Origin of the sequence: Vibrio furnissii CIP 102972 (genome assembly GCF_000176175.1) — a bacterium.
In the GTDB taxonomy this organism is placed as follows: Bacteria; Pseudomonadota; Gammaproteobacteria; order Enterobacterales; family Vibrionaceae; genus Vibrio; species Vibrio furnissii.
In genome coordinates this window covers 25,116-43,339 of sequence record NZ_ACZP01000005.1, presented here as the reverse complement: position 1 = coordinate 43,339, position 18,224 = coordinate 25,116, and the positions used below count along the sequence as shown (strand labels likewise).

Here is an 18,224-nt window from a genome sequence, read left to right as displayed (position 1 = left end):
GCAACTTTCTCCGCGTTTACAACGATGATGTAATCACCAGTGTCAACGTGTGGAGTGTATTCAGCTTTGTGTTTGCCACGTAGGCGAGATGCAATTTCACTTGCTAGACGGCCAAGAGTTTTACCTTCAGCGTCTACAACGTACCAGTCGCGTTTTACAGTTTCTGGTTTAGCAACGAAAGTTTTCATGCTAATAATAACCCGTTTAATCAAATTTACACTTAAAGGAGCATACGCTCCCACTGTCTAAGAGCCCAGTCATCACCCCTTCGAGTGGGTGGCACTCTCGGCCTTAAAAAAGACCTGCAGTAACGGTGGGTCGCAGGATTATAGAGAAGAGCGCGGAAAAAATCACCTCTTTTTGCATAAATTCACAAATTTTTTCGCCCGTGATTGATGACAAAAATTTTGTGGTTACACCAGATGCTCTTTGGCGAGATAATCGCGGCTCTGCATTTCAATCAGCCTTGACTGACAACGTCTAAACTCAAATTCCAACTGACCGTGGGTATAAAGCGATTCCAGTGCTACTTCTGCGGAAATAATCAGTTTCACGTGTCGCTCATAAAATTCATCGACTAATGCGATAAAACGACGCGCTGCGTCATCTAAGGTGCGATCCATTTGTTTCACATCCGCCAAGAGCACGGTGTGGTACAAACGCGACATTTCGATATAGTCATTTTGACTGCGCGCAGTTTGACACAACTGAGCAAATGACGCGTGCAGCACGCCATCACTGGCTTCAATCACACTGAGCTTGCGACGATTCACCTCGATTTCATTGACGTTCGGTTTCTCATGCCCCACCAACTGACTGTAGTACTGACTCAAATTCGCCCGCGCCTGCTCATCAAGTGGATAATGGTAAATTTCCGCTTGCTCAAGCGTGCGTAATCGGTAGTCGACACCACTATCGACATTCAGAATATGGCAGTTGGCTTCAATTAAGGCGATAGCCGGTAGAAAACGCGCCCGTTGTAACCCGTTGCGATAGAGGTCGTGCGGTGGAATGTTTGATGTCGCCACCAACACTACGCCACGACGGAACAAGGCTTGAAACAACGTGCCCAAAATCATCGCATCGGTAATATCAGACACAAAAAATTCATCGAAACAGATGATCACCGCTTCGCGGCTGAACTTGTCGGCCACCACCTCAAGCGGATCACTGGTTTCGCCCAGTAATCTGAGTTCATCGTGCACGCGATACATAAAACGGTGAAAATGGACCCGCATCTTACGTTCCGTGGGCAGTGCGTCATAAAAGGTATCCATGAGATACGTTTTGCCACGCCCCACGCCGCCCCAAAAATACAGTCCTTTGGGCGGGATAGGACGCTCCACCTTTTTCCCGAGTAATTTTTGCCAGCGAGAAGGTCGTACCACTGGTGTGTCGAGGAATTCGATCAGTTGATGATACAGCGCATCCAACCCATCGACGGCTCGCGCCTGAGCGTCATCTCTTTGAAAATCCGATCGTTTTAAATCTTGTTCGTATCGTTGCTTCGGTGTCATGAGTGTCTACTGCAAAAATGAAGGGCAAAAAACTGACGTTGAAAGCACATGCTTTTTGCTTTATCCGCCAACAGTCTCATAGTAACATGTCCCTTGAACATGTGTAACCAACCAGTGAAAAACATGTTAAATAACAACAATAAGGAGCAGTTATGCCTTGGATTTACGCCATTGTGGGCTTGCTAGTGGGGATTGTTGCAGGGATCGTTATTGCTCGCCTGACCACCCCGCAGTACAAGACGCAAAAGTCCCTACAAAAAGACTTGGACAGCGCCAAATTTGAAATTGAACAGCATCGCCAAGAGCTGGCTGATCATTTCGCTCAGGCGGCTGAAATGCTGGATACGCTCGGTAAGGATTACACCAAACTTTACCAACACATGGCCAAAACCTCGTCTGAGCTATTACCGAATTTGCCAGAGCAAGATAATCCGTTTGTGAAGAAAATTGCGCAGCACAAAGAAAATGAAGCCGCAGGCAACGCAGACGAATCGTTCGAACAGCCACCGAAAGACTACGCGCTGGGTGCAACAGGTCTGCTGAAAACAGAAGAGAAAGCGATCATTCACTCTTCCGAAGTGGTCAACGCGAAAGCGAGTTAATTTAATCCACGGTTGAATCATCGACCACTGAACTTTGCAAAGGTTTTTGAGTCATAACTCTCACTGAGTCTGTTGAAAATTTATATTTTGTAACAAATATATCTGTAACCAGGCGTTAATCTATGAGGAGTTTTATGATGAAAAAACCTTTGCTTGTCTTAACCGCTCTGTCTCTAAGCTTAAGTTCCATCATCACCCCCTTGCCGGCCTCTGCCGCGCTACCTCTCTCCGTGAGTGGAGAGCAAGTTCCGAGTTTGGCACCCATGCTGGAAAAGGTCACCCCGGCCGTGGTCAGCATTGCGGTTGAAGGTACTCAAGTCTCTCGTCAACGTATTCCCGATCAATTCCGGTTCTTCTTTGGCCCGGATTTTCCAACGGAGCAACTGCAAGAACGTCCGTTCCGTGGCTTGGGCTCAGGCGTTGTGATTAATGCTAAAAAAGGCTACGTCGTGACCAACTATCACGTCATCAACGGCGCGGAAAAAATCCGAGTTCAGTTGCATGATGGTCGTGAATACGACGCAGAACTGGTTGGCGGCGACCAAATGTCCGACATCGCCCTGCTCAAACTGGAAAAGGCGAAAAATCTCACGGAAATTAAGATTGCAGATTCGGATCAACTGCGCGTCGGCGATTTTGCCGTGGCGATCGGTAACCCATTTGGCCTTGGCCAAACCGTCACTTCCGGGATCGTTTCTGCGCTCGGTCGCAGCGGCCTGAATATCGAAAACTTTGAGAACTTCATTCAAACGGATGCAGCCATCAACAGCGGTAACTCCGGTGGTGCCTTAGTCAACCTCAACGGCGAACTCATCGGGATCAACACCGCCATTCTGGGCCCCAATGGCGGCAACGTCGGTATCGGTTTTGCGATCCCATCCAACATGATGAAAAACCTCGCCGATCAGATTCTGGAATTCGGTGAAGTGAAACGCGGCATGCTTGGTGTTCAAGGGGGCGAAATTACTTCTGAGCTGGCGGACGCATTGGGTTATGAATCCAGCAAAGGCGCATTTGTCAGTCAGGTCCTCCCTGACAGCGCCGCAGATAAAGCCGGGCTCAAAGCTGGCGATATCATCATCTCTGTGAACGGTAAGAAAGTCGAAACCTTTGCCGAATTACGCGCCAAAGTGGCCACATTGGGCGCAGGTAAAACCGTGACACTGGGTGTGATTCGCGACGGAAAAGAGAAGAACTACGAAGTGACCTTGGGCGAGCAAAGCAACAACAAGACCAAGGCCGACAAACTGCACCAAGGTCTGAGCGGGGCTGAACTGAGTAACACCACCGCCAGCGATGTGATTCAAGGAGTGAAAGTCACCAGCGTAGCGAAAGACTCTCCCGCAGAAGGCTATCAACTGCAAAAAGACGACATCATTATTGGTGTGAACCGTAAACGCGTGAAAAACATCGCCGATTTACGCGCCATTCTGGAGAAAAGTCCGAACGTGCTGGCGTTGAATATTCAACGAGGTGACCGCACCATTTATCTGGTTGTGCGATAAACACGAGACTCGTCGCTTGAGAAAAGGGCAGCATTGTTACGCTGCCCTTTTGTTATTCGGTAAGGTAATGCTATTCTTCGAACTCGTTACAGATTCGTATCATCCTAATTTATCGATGCGTAACGTTCATTCGTCAGTTCGTTGAGTAAGTGGTTGGAAACTATATGCTGAAATTTCTGGTTCGTTCAGTCGGACTTGGGCTGGTCACGGCAGCGGTCGTGATTGCGGCCGTGCCATCGTTGCGCAGCCATGTGATGCCCGAAAAAAGTGCGCAACCAGCCAATTTCGCCTCTCTTCAAATCTCATTTAATGAGGCCGTCCGCCGCGCAGCACCTGCGGTGGTAAACATCTATAGCCGCAAATATTCAGAAAGTGATAAAACCAAACTGTCGACACAGGGGCTGGGCTCTGGCGTGATCGTTAGTGAAAAAGGCTACATCATTACCAACTATCACGTGGTCGCTCAGGCGGATCAAATCATCGTGGCATTACAAGATGGGCGCGTTGCCGCTGCGCAATTGGTGGGCAAAGATCGCCGTACCGACATCGCAGTGCTGCGCGTCGAAGGGACAAACCTGCCCATCATTCCACAAAACCCGAACTATCAAGCCAAAGTCGGTGATGTTGTGCTTGCGATCGGGAACCCATATAACCTCGGTCAAACCACTACTTTTGGTATCATTTCCGCAACCGGCCGCTCATCGATCAGTGCCGATGGTCGCCAAGCGTTTATTCAAACCGATGCAGCCATCAACGAAGGGAACTCCGGCGGGGCACTGGTGAATACGCAAGGGGAATTGGTAGGCATCAATACCGCCTCATTTCAACAAGCAACGGAAATGGAAACCTATGGGATTTCTTTTGCGATCCCGTTCACTTTGGCCAGTAAAATCATGGATAAGATCATCGCCGATGGCCGTGTGATTCGCGGGTACATTGGCGTCGATGGCCAAGACATCAACGCAGTCACCTCACGCCTGCTTGGCAGCGAACACATTGGTGGCATTGTGGTGTTGGGTATCGACCCGAATGGGCCAGCATCGCGTGCGGGCTTCCAAGCGCGAGACATTATCCTGAAAATTGATGGACAGAAGATCAACGGCCGTCAAAGCGTGATGGATACGGTCACAGATCTGCGTCCAGGAACCGTGGTGAACTTCACGCTGCTGCGTAAAGGCGAAGAGATCACGTTACCCGTGACCATTGCGGAGGATTCGCGCGAGTAGTCGGTTCGCTTCACAACCAACAGCCCCGTAACCACGCGAGACTCTCAATCCCAATTAAAAGCACGGTTCCATTTCAAAACACCATACTCAATTGAAAACCCCATCATTCAGACACAAAAAAGCGGAGCCCATGGGCTCCGCTTTTTCATGAGAACGCGAGTTCTAGCATTATTTCTTAGCAAGCTTCTCTTTGATACGAGCTGCTTTACCAGATAGTTCGCGTAGGTAGTACAGTTTGGCACGACGTACTGCACCACGGCGTTTAACTTCGATGCTAGCCACTACTGGAGAGTGAGTTTGGAACGTACGCTCAACACCTTCACCGTTCGAGATTTTACGAACTGTGAATGCTGAGTGTAGGCCACGGTTACGAATTGCGATTACAACGCCTTCAAAAGCCTGTAGACGCTCACGGTCACCTTCTTTTACCTTAACTTGTACAACAACAGTGTCACCTGGTGCAAATTGAGGTAGGTCTTGCTTCATTTGCTCTTCTTCAAGAGCCTTGATGATGTTACTCATTGTCTAAATTCCTAGAATAAACTGATACTAAATTTAATAGGTTACTGGGTCTGGGTCTCTTTAATGTACTCAGCCAGTAATTGTTCCTGTTCGTCAGTCAGAGCTAGGTTTTCCAGGAGCTCTGGTCTTCTCAGCCAAGTTCGGCCTAGCGACTGTTTCAGTCGCCAACGACGAATGTCCTCGTGGTTTCCAGATTTCAGCACCTGAGGCACCTCTTTTCCATCCAACACTTCTGGACGCGTATAGTGCGGACAATCCAACAAGCCATTGGCAAAAGAATCTTCTTCTGCCGACGCAAAATCACCGAGTACCCCCGGAATAAACCGAGAGACCGAATCAATTAACGTCATGGCTGGGAGCTCCCCACCCGTCATCACAAAGTCGCCAATTGACCATTCTTCGTCAACTTCAGACTCAATGATGCGCTCATCTACCCCTTCGTAGCGGCCACAGATGAGAAGCAGGTTCTCATGTGTTGCCAGCTCTTCGACCCCTTGCTGATCGAGTTTTCGACCTTGAGGAGAAAGATAAATGACTTTCGTCTTTCCCGGTGCCGCCTGTTTGGCTGTCTGAATGGCATCCCTTAAAGGTTGAACCATCATTAACATGCCAGGGCCGCCACCGTAGGGTTTGTCATCGACAGTGCGACGTTTGCCATGAGTGAAATCACGAGGATTCCAAGTCTCAATGGACAACACCCCTTTTTTTACCGCTTGACCTGTTACTCCGAAATCGGTAACGCTGCGGAACATTTCAGGAAATAGGCTAATGACGCCAACCCACATGTGTTCTCTGCCTTATCGATTCAGAATTAAAACGCAGGATCCCAGTCAACTTCGATCCGTTGAGCCGTGCGATCAATGTTTTTGATCACTTGCTCTTCAAGGAACGGAATCAATCGTTCCTTTTGGCCAAAAGCATCTTTTAGATTCGCCTTCACCACGAGAACATCGTTCGAGCCAGTTTCTAACATGTCGACAACTTCACCAAGGTTGTAGCCTTGTGTTGTCACCACTTGCATACCGAACAATTCACGCCAGTAGAACTCATCTTCTGACAATTCAGGTAGTGATGCAGGGTCAATCGCGATTTCAAAGTTAGTCATCAGGTTCGCATCTTCTCGAACATCAAGTCCTTGAAGTTTTGCCACCATACCTTTGTTATGGCGTTTCCAGCTTTCTACTTTGTACTCGACCCATTCGCCTTTATGGTTCACAAACCATGGGCTGTAATCAAAAATGCTCTCAGCATCGTCTGTATAGGAAAAAACCTTAAGCCAACCACGAATGCCATAAGAAGCACCAAACTTACCTACAACAATTTTTTCGTCTTGCTTGCTCATTGTTTCTTTACCTTTCATCGACATAAACTAGTGCTACTTACTAAGTAAGAATTAAGCCGCTTTTTGAGCGTCTTTAACTAGCTTAGCTACGCGATCTGATACAGATGCGCCTTGTGAAACCCAGTGGTTCACGCGCGCTAGATCTAGGCGTAGGCCTTCTTCTTGACCTTGAGCAGTTGGGTTAAAGAAACCAACTTTCTCAATGAAACGGCCAGTTGAAGAGTTGCGGCTGTCAGCAACAACGATTTGATAGAATGGACGCTTTTTAGCGCCGTGACGTGCCAAACGAATGGTTACCATGTCGTCCTCTTTGCTTTCTCAAAAATAAAATTAACCCCAAAAACCGTTGTTCTAAAACAGTTTGGGGTCTCGTGCCAAAATAAAGCCTCGGAATTTTACTCTTATTCCGAGGCATTGCAAGGGTTTTAGCTATTTTTTCACCACCAAAAGTGGGGGCAAATTACCGTGAGCATGTTAACAGTTTGAAAACTTAGTCATCAAAACTTTCGGTGCTCACCTGCATGCTTAACGACCGAAAAATCCGCCGCCGAAGCCGCCACCGCCGCCCATCATGCCTTGCATGTTTCGCATCATGCCTTTCATGCCGCCTTTTTGCATTTTCTTCATCATCTTCTGCATCTGCGTAAATTGCTTCAGCAGGCGGTTGACGTCTTGAACTTGCGTGCCTGAACCAGCGGCAATGCGTTTTTTACGCGAGCCTTTGATGAGGTCGGGGTTTTGGCGCTCTTTCATGGTCATGGAGCTGATGATGGCTTCCATCTGCTTAAACATGCGGTCATCAACTTTGTCTTTGATGTCCGATGGCAGTTGCGACATGCCCGGCAGTTTATCCAACATGCCCATCATGCCACCCATGTTTTGCATCTGGCCCAGTTGTTCGCGGAAGTCTTCCAAATCGAAGCCTTTCTTCTCTTTGAATTTCTTCGCCAGTTTCTCGGCTTTTTCTTGGTCGACATTGCGTTGCAGATCTTCAATCAGCGACAGAACGTCACCCATGCCCAGAATACGTGACGCCACGCGATCCGGGTGGAATGGTTCCAGGGCGTCGGTTTTCTCACCCACACCAAGGAATTTGATCGGTTTGCCCGTGATATAACGCACAGACAGCGCAGCACCGCCACGGGCGTCACCATCGACTTTCGTCAGAATCACACCGGTTAAAGGCAGCGCGTCGCCAAACGCTTTCGCAGTATTGGCCGCATCCTGACCGGTCATCGCATCGACCACAAACAGCGTTTCAACTGGGTTGATCGCTTTGTGCAGATCTTGGATTTCGCCCATCATCTGCTCGTCAATCGCCAGACGACCCGCGGTATCGACAATCAGTACGTCAAAGAATTTTTTCTTCGCGTGATCAATCGCTGCATTGGCAATATCAATGGGTTTTTGATCCGGCGAAGAGGGGAAGAAATCCACGTCTAAATCGTTCGCCAGGGTTTCCAACTGTTTGATTGCCGCAGGGCGATAAACGTCGGCAGAAACCACCAGCACTTTTTTCTTATCGCGCTCTTTCAGCAATTTTGACAGTTTGCCGACCGATGTGGTTTTACCCGCACCCTGCAAACCCGCCATCAGAATCACGGCCGGTGGCTGAGCCGCTAGGTTTAGCGCTTCATTCGACTCCCCCATCACCGCTTCAAGTTCACCGCGAACGATCTTGATGAATTCCTGGCCAGGTGTCAGGGATTTCGAAACTTCAACACCAACCGCTTTCTCTTTGACGCGGCTGACAAATTCACGTACGACCGGTAACGCGACGTCTGCTTCCAGCAGCGCCATACGCACTTCGCGTAACGTCTCTTTAATGTTGTCTTCTGTAAGACGACCTTTACCGCTGATATTTTTCAGCGTTTTGGACAATCGATCCGTTAAATTTTCAAACATCTTTTTCTCTTCGCGATAAGGCGATTCATATCGGTGAGTATACCTTAGCCAAATGAATAGGCATACCCATTGCGCGGTTGCATCCACGTTTCTTTATTAGATTGGGCTTCATCGCGATATCTCAACTCTCGAAATCGATCACGATCCGGCATAGCTCATTGGGGTTATGCAGGGTATAATTCGCCACTTCAATCACCATTTATGTGAGAAGCATGGATAACTTAATCGCTATCGTTGCCGCCATCTTGTATGCACTGTCCATCGCGACGATCGTACCGGGCTTGGCCAACCAAACAGGGATCAAAGCTAAAACGGTATTTATCAGTGCCGCGCTGGCGCTGCTTTTTCATGCCTGGCTATTGAGTGACCTCATTTTGCATGGCAGCGGTCAAAACTTAAGTATTCTGAACGTGGCCTCGCTGATCAGCTTTATCATTGCGCTGGTCATGAGCGTGGCGATGTTCAAAGCGCGTTTGTGGTTTCTGCTGCCGGTGGTGTACAGCTTCTCCGCCATTAACCTCTCTGCGGCGGCGTTTCTACCTGGGACGTTCATGACCCATCTGGAAAATGATCCCAAGCTGATGTTTCATATTTCTTTAGCACTCTTCTCCTACTCTACCTTGTCGATTGGCGCGTTGTACGCCTTGCAACTGGCTTGGTTGGATTACAAGTTAAAGAAGAAAAAAGGACTTACCATCAACCCGAACCTGCCGCCCTTGCTGATGGTTGAACGTCACCTGTTCAAAATTATTTTGATCGGTAACCTGCTTCTCACCGGCACCCTGATCACCGGTTTTGTGTTCGTTCAGGATATGTTCGCCCAAGGCAAAGCGCACAAAGGCATTCTCTCGTTTATTGCTTGGGTCGTGTATTCCATTTTGTTGTGGGGACACTATCAGAAAGGCTGGCGCGGACGTAAAGTCACTTGGTTCGCCGTGGCCGGGGCAACCTTGCTCACGCTGGCGTACTTTGGCAGCCGATTTGTCAGAGAGATTATTCTGCGCTAAGGTCAACGAATTAGACCTGAATCGACATGAACACCCCCGCCTGGGATAGGCCTTTATTTACCGAAAACTGTTATAAGGAAAACAAGCGTTTTGGACGACATATCAACGGGTATCTTATTTGCGCTACTCGCGTGTCTTATTATTATTTCCGCCTATTTCTCGGGTTCAGAAACCGGCATGATGTCGCTGAACCGCTACCGCCTGAAACACTTGGCGAACACGGGACACAAAGGCGCCAAACGCGTTGAAAAACTCCTTGGCCGCCCCGACCGTTTGATCGGCTTGATTCTGATCGGTAATAACCTCGTTAACATTTTAGCGTCGGCGATTGCGACCATTTTGGGGATGCGTCTGTACGGGGATATCGGCGTGGCCATTGCCACCGGTGTGCTCACCTTAGTGATTTTGGTGTTTGCCGAAGTCACGCCCAAAACGCTGGCCGCGCTGTATCCAGAACGCGTCTCTTACGCCAGCAGCGTCCTGCTCTCGATTTTGATGAAGGTGTTGTCGCCACTGGTGGTGTTCGTCAACTTCATTACCAATGGATTTATTCGCCTGCTGGGGCTCTCTGCGCAACACGGAGGCGATGACCCGCTCAGCTCGGAAGAACTACGCACGGTGGTGAATGAAGCCGGTGGGTTGATCCCACGTCGCCACCAAGACATGTTGCTATCGATCCTCGATTTGGAACACGTCACCGTGAACGACATCATGATTCCCCGCAACGAGATCACCGGCATCAACATCAACGATGACTGGAAATCCATTGTGCGTCAGCTAACACACTCACCACATGGCCGCGTGGTGCTGTATCGCGATCACATTGATGAAGTGGTTGGCATGTTGCGTCTGCGTGAAGCTGCGCGTTTCGTGTTGGAGAAAAACGAATTCACCAAAGAGACCTTATTGCGGGCCGCCGATGAAGTGTACTTCATTCCAGAAAGTACCCCACTCAATGTGCAATTGCTCAAGTTCCAGCGCAATAAAGAGCGGATTGGCCTCATCGTCGACGAGTATGGCGACATCATTGGTCTCATCACGCTAGAAGACATTCTGGAAGAAATTGTCGGCGAGTTCACCACATCGATTGCGCCAAGTTTAGCGGAAGAGATTACCCCGCAAGGCGATGGCAGTTTCCTGATGGAAGGCAGTGCCAACATCCGTGACATCAACAAGAGCTTGAAGTGGAAATTGCCGACCGATGGTCCTCGCACACTCAACGGGTTGATTTTGGAACATCTGGAAGAAATTCCAGCCAGTCACCTGAGTGTCAAAGTTGCTGGTCATCCGATGGAGATCGTCGAACTCGAAGAAAACCGCATCAAACTGGTTCGAGTCTACCCGCGTAAAACGAAGAAAGCGTAAGCGCCCACATTCAGCATCCACAAAAAAGGCTTGGTCATCCCAAGCCTTTTTTATTACTCGAATTTTCACTCGCAATGGTTACGCTCAGTAATCGTTACGCGCAGCTTTAGTGCACTTTCAGCTCATTAAGCATCGATTCGGGCAACGCCAGTTCATCATTCTTGTTGACCTGAATGCCTGCGGTAATCACGGTTTCAGCAATCGCTTTGGCTTCATTCAGGGAGTGCATCGCTGCGGTGCCGCACTGGTATTCGTTCAGCTCAGGAATTTGATCCTGGCTTTCGACACTCAATACGTCTTGCATCGACGCCAACCAAGCGGCGGCGACTTGCTCTTCGCTTGGCGCACCAATCAGGCTCATGTAAAACCCGGTGCGACATCCCATCGGCGAGATGTCGATAATTTCCACGTTCGCGCCATTGAGGTGCGCACGCATAAAGCCAGCGTACAGATGCTCCAGCGTATGAATCCCTTTCTCGGACAGAATGTCTTTGTTTGGCATGGTGAAACGCAGGTCAAACACCGTAATGGTGTCGCCTTTCGGCGTTTGCATGGTTTTCGCAACACGCACAGCCGGTGCGTTCATGCGAGTGTGGTCGACGGTAAAACTGTCTAATAATGGCATTGTCCTTTCTCCATTGCATGCCAGTTCAGAAAAACCAGCTTCGATTGTCTTCTAATTCCTGACGGCACTGTTTGAGCTGCCATCCATAGTCTTTTGCCTGTTGCTCGACTTTACGAGCCACCTTGATCAAGGCCGGTTTTGACTGGTAGCTTTTACGCTTAAAGCCGCCTCGACCTTCATGATAGGCGAGATATTGATGATAGGTATCCCATTTCGAGATCCCAAGCGTTTTTTGTGTTTCGCTGGTATACCAGCCAATAAACATTAACGAATCATCAAAATTGGTTCGCGAGCCACCGTGGTCGGTCGCGCGTTGAAAATCTTCCCAAGCAGGATCTTGCGCCTGCGCATAGCCATACGCACTGCTGACTCGGCCCCAGGGAATAAACCCTAATAGGTAATCTTTGGGCGGTTTGGCATCGTGGCGAAAACTGCTCTCCTGCTTGATGATCGCCATCGCAATCTGAATCGGCGTGCCCCACGCGTCATTCATCGCCACCGCATCGTCATACCATTGCGGCTTTTCTCGAAAAATGTCACACAGATTGCTTTGTTGGCTTGGTGGTGTGGTCGCACACCCCGCCAAAAGCAGGAGTGTGCTCACCGAAAGCCATTTCGCCTTTGTTGCCATGTTATTTCAGATAGGCAAAGTAGTGTTCAAGAAACGCATCAAAGCTCTGTTGGTCTTGCTGCTCAAGCTGCTGCTGAGCGGCAACCGAGCGCACAACTTCCTCTTCCATGAGCGTCGCGGAGTACACTTTGTATTGATGGTTCAAGTTCTGTTCGCGGTATTTCAAGCCCAGTGCGCAGCCCGTTTTTCCAAGACCGCCATGTTCTTTGGTTAGCGCCAACGTCTGTGCTGACAACGTCCGTTCCGGATGATCGATCCAGCTTTCTAGCTCGCGACACACATCCTGATACGCACTGCCGCCATGCACGGAATCCATCAGTTCAGCAATCAGAGACAAATCAGCAAATACGCGTTTGGCCCAAGCTTGCAGCGACAATTTCTCGCCATGACAACCAATTTGCAGCTCCAGCCCTGGCTTGCGCCCTTCCAGCACCACTTTGCTCCAGTTATCACGCCAGCAAGCCAGTTCGCAATCGTCCATTGGATCCGAATCGGTCAATGCTGTCCACGTGAGGAACAGATCGAGGAAGCGGACTTGCTGCTCGCTGATGCCAATCGGACTAAATGGGTTCACATCCAGTGAGCGTACTTCAATGTATTCCACGCCGCCACGCGCCAGCGCTTCAGACGGTTTCTCGCCACTTTTCGCCACACGTTTTGGACGAATGGGCGCGTAGAGTTCATTCTCAATCTGCAGCACATTACTGTTGAGCTGACGGTATTCACCCGCCACTTTCACGCCAATCTCGGCAAACTCGTCAGACGGGGTGCGAATCGCCGCATTGAGTCCGGCGAGGTATTGCTCAATGCCATTAAATCCAATTTTAAGCACGCTTTGTGCGTGGTTGGTGTAACCCAAATCACTCAAACGCAAAGAGGTGGCATGCGGCAGATACAAGGTCTGCCCGATGTTCTCAAACGCCAACGACGTTTCACGCCCTTGAATGAATGACGAGCACAATGCCGGTGACGCCCCAAAGAAATAAGGGATCAACCAGCCAAAGCGGTAATAGTTGCGGATCAGCGCAAAATAGGCATCCGATTTAGTGGCCTGACGTTGTTCTTCTGATTGCTCACCATACAGGGCGTCCCAAAATGAGTCCGGGAAAGAAAAGTTGAAATGAACACCAGAAATGATTTGCATCAGGCTACCGTAGCGACGCTTCAGGCCGGTACGATAAAGGGTTTTCATGCGGCCAGAATTGGACGAGCCGTATTGAGCCAGCGTGATATCATCTTCATTGCCGACATAGCATGGCATCGACAATGGCCACAATTTTTCTTCACCGATTTTGCTTTGTGCAAAGTGGTGAATATCGGCCAACTGCGACATCAACGTCGGAACATCATGCGAAACCGGAGTAATAAACTCCAGCAGAGATTCAGCGAAATCCGTCGTGATCCAGCGATTGGTCAGTGCCGAACCCAGCGCGGTTGGATGAGGTGTTTGGGCAATCGCCCCCTCAGGAGTGTAACGCAGCGTTTCACGTTCAACACCTCGGCCAAACTGTTGAAACACTTCAGGTTGATGAGCAACTCGTTCAAGTCGCGCGGCAAAATTAGTCAAAATGAGATTCGCTTATAAATGTTATAAATCCAATGAAGCTGAGCTTAACCCGCCACGATAGAAGCAGGAGGCGGAACTTCGCCTCCTCTTTAATGTGTACTCTAGCGGATGATTTCAAGCTCTTCTACGGGAATAGTTAACTTTTCTAGTTGGGGTTTGAGCGATTTGGCATCACCCACAACAATGATTTGGTAGTCCGTTGGCACAAACCATTTTGCGGCCAGTTCATCCAATGTCGACTTATCCACGCTTTTGACGATGTCATTGCGCTGCTGCAGATAATCCTTATCCAAGCTGTAAGTCAGGATACTACTTAGGAGCTGCGCTTTCTGTGATGGCGTTTCATAACTGAGCGCATCTTGCTGGCCCACCGCCAAACGCAAGAACGTCATCTCTTCTTTTGTCAGCCCTTGCTGGCTAAATCGATCCATCTCTTTTTCCATTTCGACAATCGAAGGCACTGTGGCATCGGCGCGTACCTGCGCATTGAACACAATCGCCCCCACTTCTCGATTGCTGGCAAAGTAACTGCTGGCGCCGTAGGTGTAGCCTTTATCTTCACGCAGATTCTGGTTGATGCGACTGTTGAAATTCCCGGCCAAGTTAAAGTTGGCCAGTTGACTTAAATACAGCTCGCCAGTCGCGTCAAACGGCAGACCTCGACGCACCAAACGGACGATGGTTTGCGGCGCTCCCGGTTTATCAACGAGGTAGATTTTCTGCCCCGTCAGATTCGGCACCACTTGCGGGCGCAGCAATGGAGACGCTTCCCCTTGCCACTGAGCAAAGAATTGCAGCTGTTTACGCACGTCCCGTTTACCGATGTCGCCCACAACCACAATCTGCGCACCATGCGGTGTGTAGTATTGGTGATAGAAGTGCTTCACATCTTCGAGCGTCAACGCCGCAATGGATGCCTGCGTCCCATCACTGGCGCGCGCAAAAATCGAATCGCCGAACAGCACCTGACGCGTGGCTTGCGAAGCCAACCACCCTGGTTGCTGGTGTTGATACACGGTGCCTTGAATCATTTGCTGTTTGATGCGGTTGAAATCGTCTTTTCGAAATCCGGGTTTAAACAGCACTTCTTCAACCACAGCCATGGTTTCGGCTAGGTTCTTTTTCAAACTCGAAATCACAACGCTGGTTGAATAAGCATTGGCACTGACACTCACTTGCGAGCCCAATTGATCCAATTGGGCTTGAATCTGCTCAACGGTTCGCGTCGTCGACCCTTCTTCCAGCATGGCTGCCGTCAGATTCGCCAATCCTTCTTTCCCCGGTGCCACATGGCGCTCCCCTGCAGGCAGCTTGATCTCGACCAGCACGGTAGGTGTTTCGGTGGTCTGCGTGCCGAGAAGTTCTGCACCATTGTCGAAATAGATGTCATACAGCGGTGGCATGTGTGCTTGCACCGCTTCAGCCACTTTCGGCATCAATGAACGATCGAAATTGTCCTTCACTGCACGATAATGAAGATCACTGTCGCTGATCTTATGATACGTCGGCAAGGTGCGTGCTGGCGGCGTAAAGTTATCCGCTTGAACCGCCAGTTGCGTTTGACCTTTCGGCACGACGCTCAAGGTCACTTTATGCTGCCCTTCAAGGTAACGCTGATACGCCTGCGACACCGATTGTGGCGACACTGCACGTAATTCCGCGAGTTGCGTTTCGATGCGATCCGGTTGGCCGTAGAACGTTTGGTTACTGGCCAGTTGAGTCACTTTGCCTTGCACGCTTTCCAGCGCAAACACCGCATTGGCTTCCGCCATGCCGGTGATCTGCTCAAGGCGCGCTTTATCAACACCCGACTGTTTGAACTGTTGCAACGTCTGCATCAACTCGTGATACAACGGTTGAAGCTGCGCTTTGTCCCCCGAAGGCGCCATGGCATAAACGTAAAAATTACACGCCAATTCCGCACAATCTTGGAACGCGCCGGCATCGACCGCTTTTTGTGTTTTGACCAGATTCTGATACAACAAGCTGTTTGAACCACTGCCCAACACTTTGGCCAGTGCATCCAGTGAGGCCTGATCGCTTGCGCCGCGATAAGCCGTTGGCCAACCAATCACCACCATCGGTTGCTGAATGCGATCTTGCAGCGTCACAAAGCGATCTTCGGTCAAGGTAGCAGGTTGTTTGGGCGCATTGTCGACTTCAGGGCCTTGTGGAATCGAGCCAAAGTATTTGCTCACCCACGCCAGCGTTTTATCCACATCGATGTCACCACCAATGGTGAGCACCGCATTGTTCGGACCATACCAGCGGAGGAAAAACGCTTTCAGATCATTCACGTCGACTCGGTCGAGATCGTCAACATAGCCAATAGTTTGCCATGAATACGGATGACCTTCTGGGTACATGGCTTCACCCATTTTCTCCCAGATCAAACCATACGGACGGTTGTCGTAGTTTTGCGCGCGCTCGTTTTTCACCGTATCGCGCTGAATTTCAAATTTACGCTGCGATACCGCATCGAGCAAAAAGCCCATGCGATCCGATTCCAACCACAACACTTTTTCCAACTGATTCGACGGTACGGTTTCGTAGTAGTTGGTCCGGTCGCGGTTGGTGGTGCCATTCAGCGACCCGCCCGCTTCGGTGATAATGCGAAAATGTTGCTGATCGCCAACGTGCTTTGAGCCTTGAAACATCATGTGCTCAAAGAAATGCGCGAAACCCGATTTCCCGGCCACTTCGCGGGCAGATCCCACGTGATAAGTCACGTCCACATGCACTAGCGGATCGGAGTGATCCGGCGATAGAATCACCGTCAACCCATTATCAAGACGGTATTTGGAATACGGGATCATCACTTTTCCCGGTTGTGCGTCGACGGTTTCGACCAGCGACACTCCGGAAGGCAGAGAGGAGAAAAGCGACACCGGTGCCGATGTGGATGAGCAGCCATACAAGGCGATAAGAGAAACAGCACCAAACCAAAGTTTTCTCATGACTTCTCCTTAGAAAAAACCATAAAAGAGAGCAGCCAGCAGTGAATAACGTAATGCTTTACCAATCAGGATGAGTGTAAAGACGGGAAACCAATTCATGCGAAGCCAGCCAGCTGCCAGACAGAGCGGATCACCAATGATGGGTAACCAGCTCAACAGTAATGCCCAATAGCCGTGTTTATTCAGCCAGGCTAATGCTTTATGACCTTGTTTTTCGTGTTCAGTTCGATTAGGCAGCCACAAACCTAACCAATAGTTGGTCACGCCACCGAGGGTATTGCCCACGGTCGCGACCACGATCACCATCAACACGGAATATTGTTGCAGAGACAGCGTTGCCAATAACGCCGCTTCCGAGCCGCCCGGAAGCAACGTTGCACTCAAAAAGCCCCCGAGGAACAAAACCCAGAGGGCGGAGTTGGAAAACAACAGTGCCAGTTCGGTAAAGCCAGAGTTAAACCACTCTAGCATTGCATATCAAGCAACACCTTGCCCCGCGTGTGTCCGGACTCAATTTGAGTGTGCGCTTGCTGCACGTCGCTCATTGGATACACTTGCTGAATTTCGGTCTTCAAGAGCCCAACACTCACCATGTAGAGCATGGTGTTGAGTTGTTCTGGGTTGGGGTCAACCAGCATGCCAGTCGCCTCAAAGCCGAGCATTTTGGCTTTCTCGCAGATCAGTTCCGCACTCAAAGTCGGTACCGTCACCACACGGGCATGATCGTTCAGACATTTGAGCGCATCCAACGCTGCATCACCACCAACCAAATCGATCAGCACGTCCACTTGCTCTAAGCGTTGAGACACTGGCGCAAAGTTATAATTGATCGCGTGCGCGCCCAAAGTCGCCAGATAATCGAGGTTGCTTTCGCTGCATGTGGTATAGACTTCGGCTTTCGCTGCAATCGCGATTTGCACCGCCAAATGCCCCACACCACCGGCACCTGCGAGGATCAACACCCGATCGCCCTCTTTCACTTGGGCTTTATTGAGCGCCTGTGCCGCGGTCTGCCCCGCCAGAGGCAGCACCGCCGCAGCTTCAAGGGTCACGGCATCAGGAACAATGCTGAGCTCTTTTTCCGGCACGCACACATATTGGCTGTACCCACCGCCACGCAGTGGAAAACCAATAAAACCGGCCACATGAACCCCAGCTTTGAGTTCGCGAACGCCGTCACCCACGCTGACCACGGTGCCTGCAATATCGTAGCCCGGCACCCAAGGTAGATTGTCTTTGTTCTGCGCGGCTGCCCAGCCAAGACCGGCACGGGTTTTTACATCAATAGGGTTGATGCCTGAAAATGCCACTTTGACTAACACTTCGCCAGCCTGAGGTTCAGGTATCGCGGTGGTTTGAATCGCGAGCACTTCTGGCCCGCCAAACTGGGTGATTGCAATCTGCTTGTTGTCCATTTCCAAGGTCCCTATTGAGGCAAATAAAAAGGGATGCC

18 protein-coding genes are annotated in these 18,224 nt (G+C 50.0%); 5 read left to right on the top strand and 13 right to left on the bottom strand.

The features are described 5' to 3' along the window. Nucleotides 1-188: 50S ribosomal protein L13 (rplM, locus tag VFA_RS00550; RefSeq protein WP_038150583.1), on the bottom strand; the 188-nt coding region annotated here is incomplete at its 3' end. 225 nt (nucleotides 189-413) lie between these two features. Beyond that, entirely contained in the window at nucleotides 414-1,517 is a 1,104-nt protein-coding gene (zapE, locus tag VFA_RS00545) for a cell division protein ZapE (RefSeq protein ID WP_004723893.1), read from the bottom strand. 152 nt (nucleotides 1,518-1,669) lie between these two features. Between zapE and zapG the strand changes: the two genes are divergently transcribed. The 3 genes from zapG to degS all read left to right on the top strand — a co-directional run bounded on the left by zapG (nucleotide 1,670) and on the right by degS (nucleotide 4,850). Next, nucleotides 1,670-2,119: a Z-ring associated protein ZapG gene (gene zapG, locus VFA_RS00540; protein WP_004723891.1), complete on the top strand. Its 450-nt coding sequence runs from the start codon at nucleotides 1,670-1,672 to the stop codon at nucleotides 2,117-2,119. A 137-nt stretch (nucleotides 2,120-2,256) separates the two neighbouring features. Beyond that, nucleotides 2,257-3,624: a DegQ family serine endoprotease gene (locus VFA_RS00535; RefSeq protein ID WP_038150580.1), complete on the top strand. Its 1,368-nt coding sequence runs from the start codon at nucleotides 2,257-2,259 to the stop codon at nucleotides 3,622-3,624. Between the two features lie 164 nt (nucleotides 3,625-3,788). Continuing rightward, nucleotides 3,789-4,850, top strand: a complete 1,062-nt coding sequence (degS, locus tag VFA_RS00530; RefSeq protein WP_004723888.1) for an outer membrane-stress sensor serine endopeptidase DegS — start codon at nucleotides 3,789-3,791, stop codon at nucleotides 4,848-4,850. 168 nt (nucleotides 4,851-5,018) lie between these two features. On the opposite strand, the gene rplS is transcribed toward degS, so the two are convergent. The 5 genes from rplS to ffh form a co-directional block, all read right to left on the bottom strand. Next, nucleotides 5,019-5,372, bottom strand: coding sequence for a 50S ribosomal protein L19 (gene rplS / locus VFA_RS00525; protein ID WP_004723886.1), 354 nt, complete (start codon nucleotides 5,370-5,372; stop codon nucleotides 5,019-5,021). Nucleotides 5,373-5,413: 41 nt separating this feature from the next. After that, on the bottom strand, nucleotides 5,414-6,157 hold the full coding sequence (gene trmD / locus VFA_RS00520; protein WP_004723884.1) for a tRNA (guanosine(37)-N1)-methyltransferase TrmD: 744 nt from the start codon (nucleotides 6,155-6,157) through the stop codon (nucleotides 5,414-5,416). A 26-nt stretch (nucleotides 6,158-6,183) separates the two neighbouring features. Continuing rightward, nucleotides 6,184-6,738, bottom strand: coding sequence for a ribosome maturation factor RimM (gene rimM, locus VFA_RS00515; protein ID WP_004723882.1), 555 nt, complete (start codon nucleotides 6,736-6,738; stop codon nucleotides 6,184-6,186). Nucleotides 6,739-6,765: 27 nt separating this feature from the next. Beyond that, nucleotides 6,766-7,014 (bottom strand): 30S ribosomal protein S16, encoded by a 249-nt coding sequence (rpsP, locus tag VFA_RS00510; RefSeq protein ID WP_004723879.1) that lies wholly within the window; start codon nucleotides 7,012-7,014, stop codon nucleotides 6,766-6,768. Between the two features lie 225 nt (nucleotides 7,015-7,239). Then, nucleotides 7,240-8,619: a signal recognition particle protein gene (gene ffh, locus VFA_RS00505; RefSeq protein ID WP_004723876.1), complete on the bottom strand. Its 1,380-nt coding sequence runs from the start codon at nucleotides 8,617-8,619 to the stop codon at nucleotides 7,240-7,242. A 212-nt stretch (nucleotides 8,620-8,831) separates the two neighbouring features. Here ffh and VFA_RS00500 point away from each other — a divergent pair, with 212 nt between their 5' ends. Both VFA_RS00500 and VFA_RS00495 read left to right on the top strand, forming a co-directional pair. Then, nucleotides 8,832-9,626, top strand: a complete 795-nt coding sequence (locus VFA_RS00500; RefSeq protein ID WP_004723874.1) for a cytochrome C assembly family protein — start codon at nucleotides 8,832-8,834, stop codon at nucleotides 9,624-9,626. A gap of 90 nt (nucleotides 9,627-9,716) precedes the next feature. Further along, entirely contained in the window at nucleotides 9,717-10,991 is a 1,275-nt protein-coding gene (locus VFA_RS00495; RefSeq protein WP_004723872.1) for an HlyC/CorC family transporter, read from the top strand. 106 nt (nucleotides 10,992-11,097) lie between these two features. Here VFA_RS00495 and luxS read toward each other — a convergent pair whose 3' ends face one another. From luxS to VFA_RS00465, 6 genes are all read right to left on the bottom strand, one after another. Next, nucleotides 11,098-11,616, bottom strand: a complete 519-nt coding sequence (gene luxS / locus VFA_RS00490) for an S-ribosylhomocysteine lyase (protein ID WP_004723869.1) — start codon at nucleotides 11,614-11,616, stop codon at nucleotides 11,098-11,100. Between the two features lie 25 nt (nucleotides 11,617-11,641). After that, nucleotides 11,642-12,247, bottom strand: a complete 606-nt coding sequence (locus tag VFA_RS00485; RefSeq protein WP_004723868.1) for a transglycosylase SLT domain-containing protein — start codon at nucleotides 12,245-12,247, stop codon at nucleotides 11,642-11,644. A gap of 1 nt (nucleotide 12,248) precedes the next feature. Further along, nucleotides 12,249-13,814 carry a glutamate--cysteine ligase gene (gene gshA, locus VFA_RS00480; RefSeq protein ID WP_004723866.1) on the bottom strand — a complete coding sequence of 522 codons (1,566 nt, stop codon included), beginning with the start codon at nucleotides 13,812-13,814 and terminating at the stop codon, nucleotides 12,249-12,251. 101 nt (nucleotides 13,815-13,915) lie between these two features. Beyond that, complete coding sequence (locus VFA_RS00475) at nucleotides 13,916-16,771, bottom strand: M16 family metallopeptidase (RefSeq protein WP_004723865.1); 2,856 nt, start codon at nucleotides 16,769-16,771, stop codon at nucleotides 13,916-13,918. A gap of 9 nt (nucleotides 16,772-16,780) precedes the next feature. Next, the gene (locus VFA_RS00470) at nucleotides 16,781-17,242 is read right to left on the bottom strand and encodes a YqaA family protein (RefSeq protein ID WP_004723862.1); all 462 of its coding nucleotides are present in this window, start codon (nucleotides 17,240-17,242) and stop codon (nucleotides 16,781-16,783) included. Next, nucleotides 17,236-18,186, bottom strand: a complete 951-nt coding sequence (locus VFA_RS00465; protein WP_004723861.1) for an NADP-dependent oxidoreductase — start codon at nucleotides 18,184-18,186, stop codon at nucleotides 17,236-17,238. The genes VFA_RS00470 and VFA_RS00465 overlap by 7 nt, the downstream gene beginning before the upstream one ends. Between the last annotated feature and the right edge of the window lie 38 nt (nucleotides 18,187-18,224).

What these genes read in the sequence shown, in the direction of transcription:
- zapE (WP_004723893.1), bottom strand. Translation starts at nt 1,517, where the DNA reads ATGACACCGAAGCAACGATACGAACAAGATTTAAAACGATCGGATTTT.
- zapG (WP_004723891.1), top strand. Translation starts at nt 1,670, where the DNA reads ATGCCTTGGATTTACGCCATTGTGGGCTTGCTAGTGGGGATTGTTGCA.
- VFA_RS00535 (WP_038150580.1), top strand. Translation starts at nt 2,257, where the DNA reads ATGAAAAAACCTTTGCTTGTCTTAACCGCTCTGTCTCTAAGCTTAAGT.
- degS (WP_004723888.1), top strand. Translation starts at nt 3,789, where the DNA reads ATGCTGAAATTTCTGGTTCGTTCAGTCGGACTTGGGCTGGTCACGGCA.
- rplS (WP_004723886.1), bottom strand. Translation starts at nt 5,372, where the DNA reads ATGAGTAACATCATCAAGGCTCTTGAAGAAGAGCAAATGAAGCAAGAC.
- trmD (WP_004723884.1), bottom strand. Translation starts at nt 6,157, where the DNA reads ATGTGGGTTGGCGTCATTAGCCTATTTCCTGAAATGTTCCGCAGCGTT.
- rimM (WP_004723882.1), bottom strand. Translation starts at nt 6,738, where the DNA reads ATGTCGATGAAAGGTAAAGAAACAATGAGCAAGCAAGACGAAAAAATT.
- rpsP (WP_004723879.1), bottom strand. Translation starts at nt 7,014, where the DNA reads ATGGTAACCATTCGTTTGGCACGTCACGGCGCTAAAAAGCGTCCATTC.
- ffh (WP_004723876.1), bottom strand. Translation starts at nt 8,619, where the DNA reads ATGTTTGAAAATTTAACGGATCGATTGTCCAAAACGCTGAAAAATATC.
- VFA_RS00500 (WP_004723874.1), top strand. Translation starts at nt 8,832, where the DNA reads ATGGATAACTTAATCGCTATCGTTGCCGCCATCTTGTATGCACTGTCC.
- luxS (WP_004723869.1), bottom strand. Translation starts at nt 11,616, where the DNA reads ATGCCATTATTAGACAGTTTTACCGTCGACCACACTCGCATGAACGCA.
- VFA_RS00485 (WP_004723868.1), bottom strand. Translation starts at nt 12,247, where the DNA reads ATGGCAACAAAGGCGAAATGGCTTTCGGTGAGCACACTCCTGCTTTTG.
- VFA_RS00475 (WP_004723865.1), bottom strand. Translation starts at nt 16,771, where the DNA reads ATGAGAAAACTTTGGTTTGGTGCTGTTTCTCTTATCGCCTTGTATGGC.
- VFA_RS00470 (WP_004723862.1), bottom strand. Translation starts at nt 17,242, where the DNA reads ATGCTAGAGTGGTTTAACTCTGGCTTTACCGAACTGGCACTGTTGTTT.
- VFA_RS00465 (WP_004723861.1), bottom strand. Translation starts at nt 18,186, where the DNA reads ATGGACAACAAGCAGATTGCAATCACCCAGTTTGGCGGGCCAGAAGTG.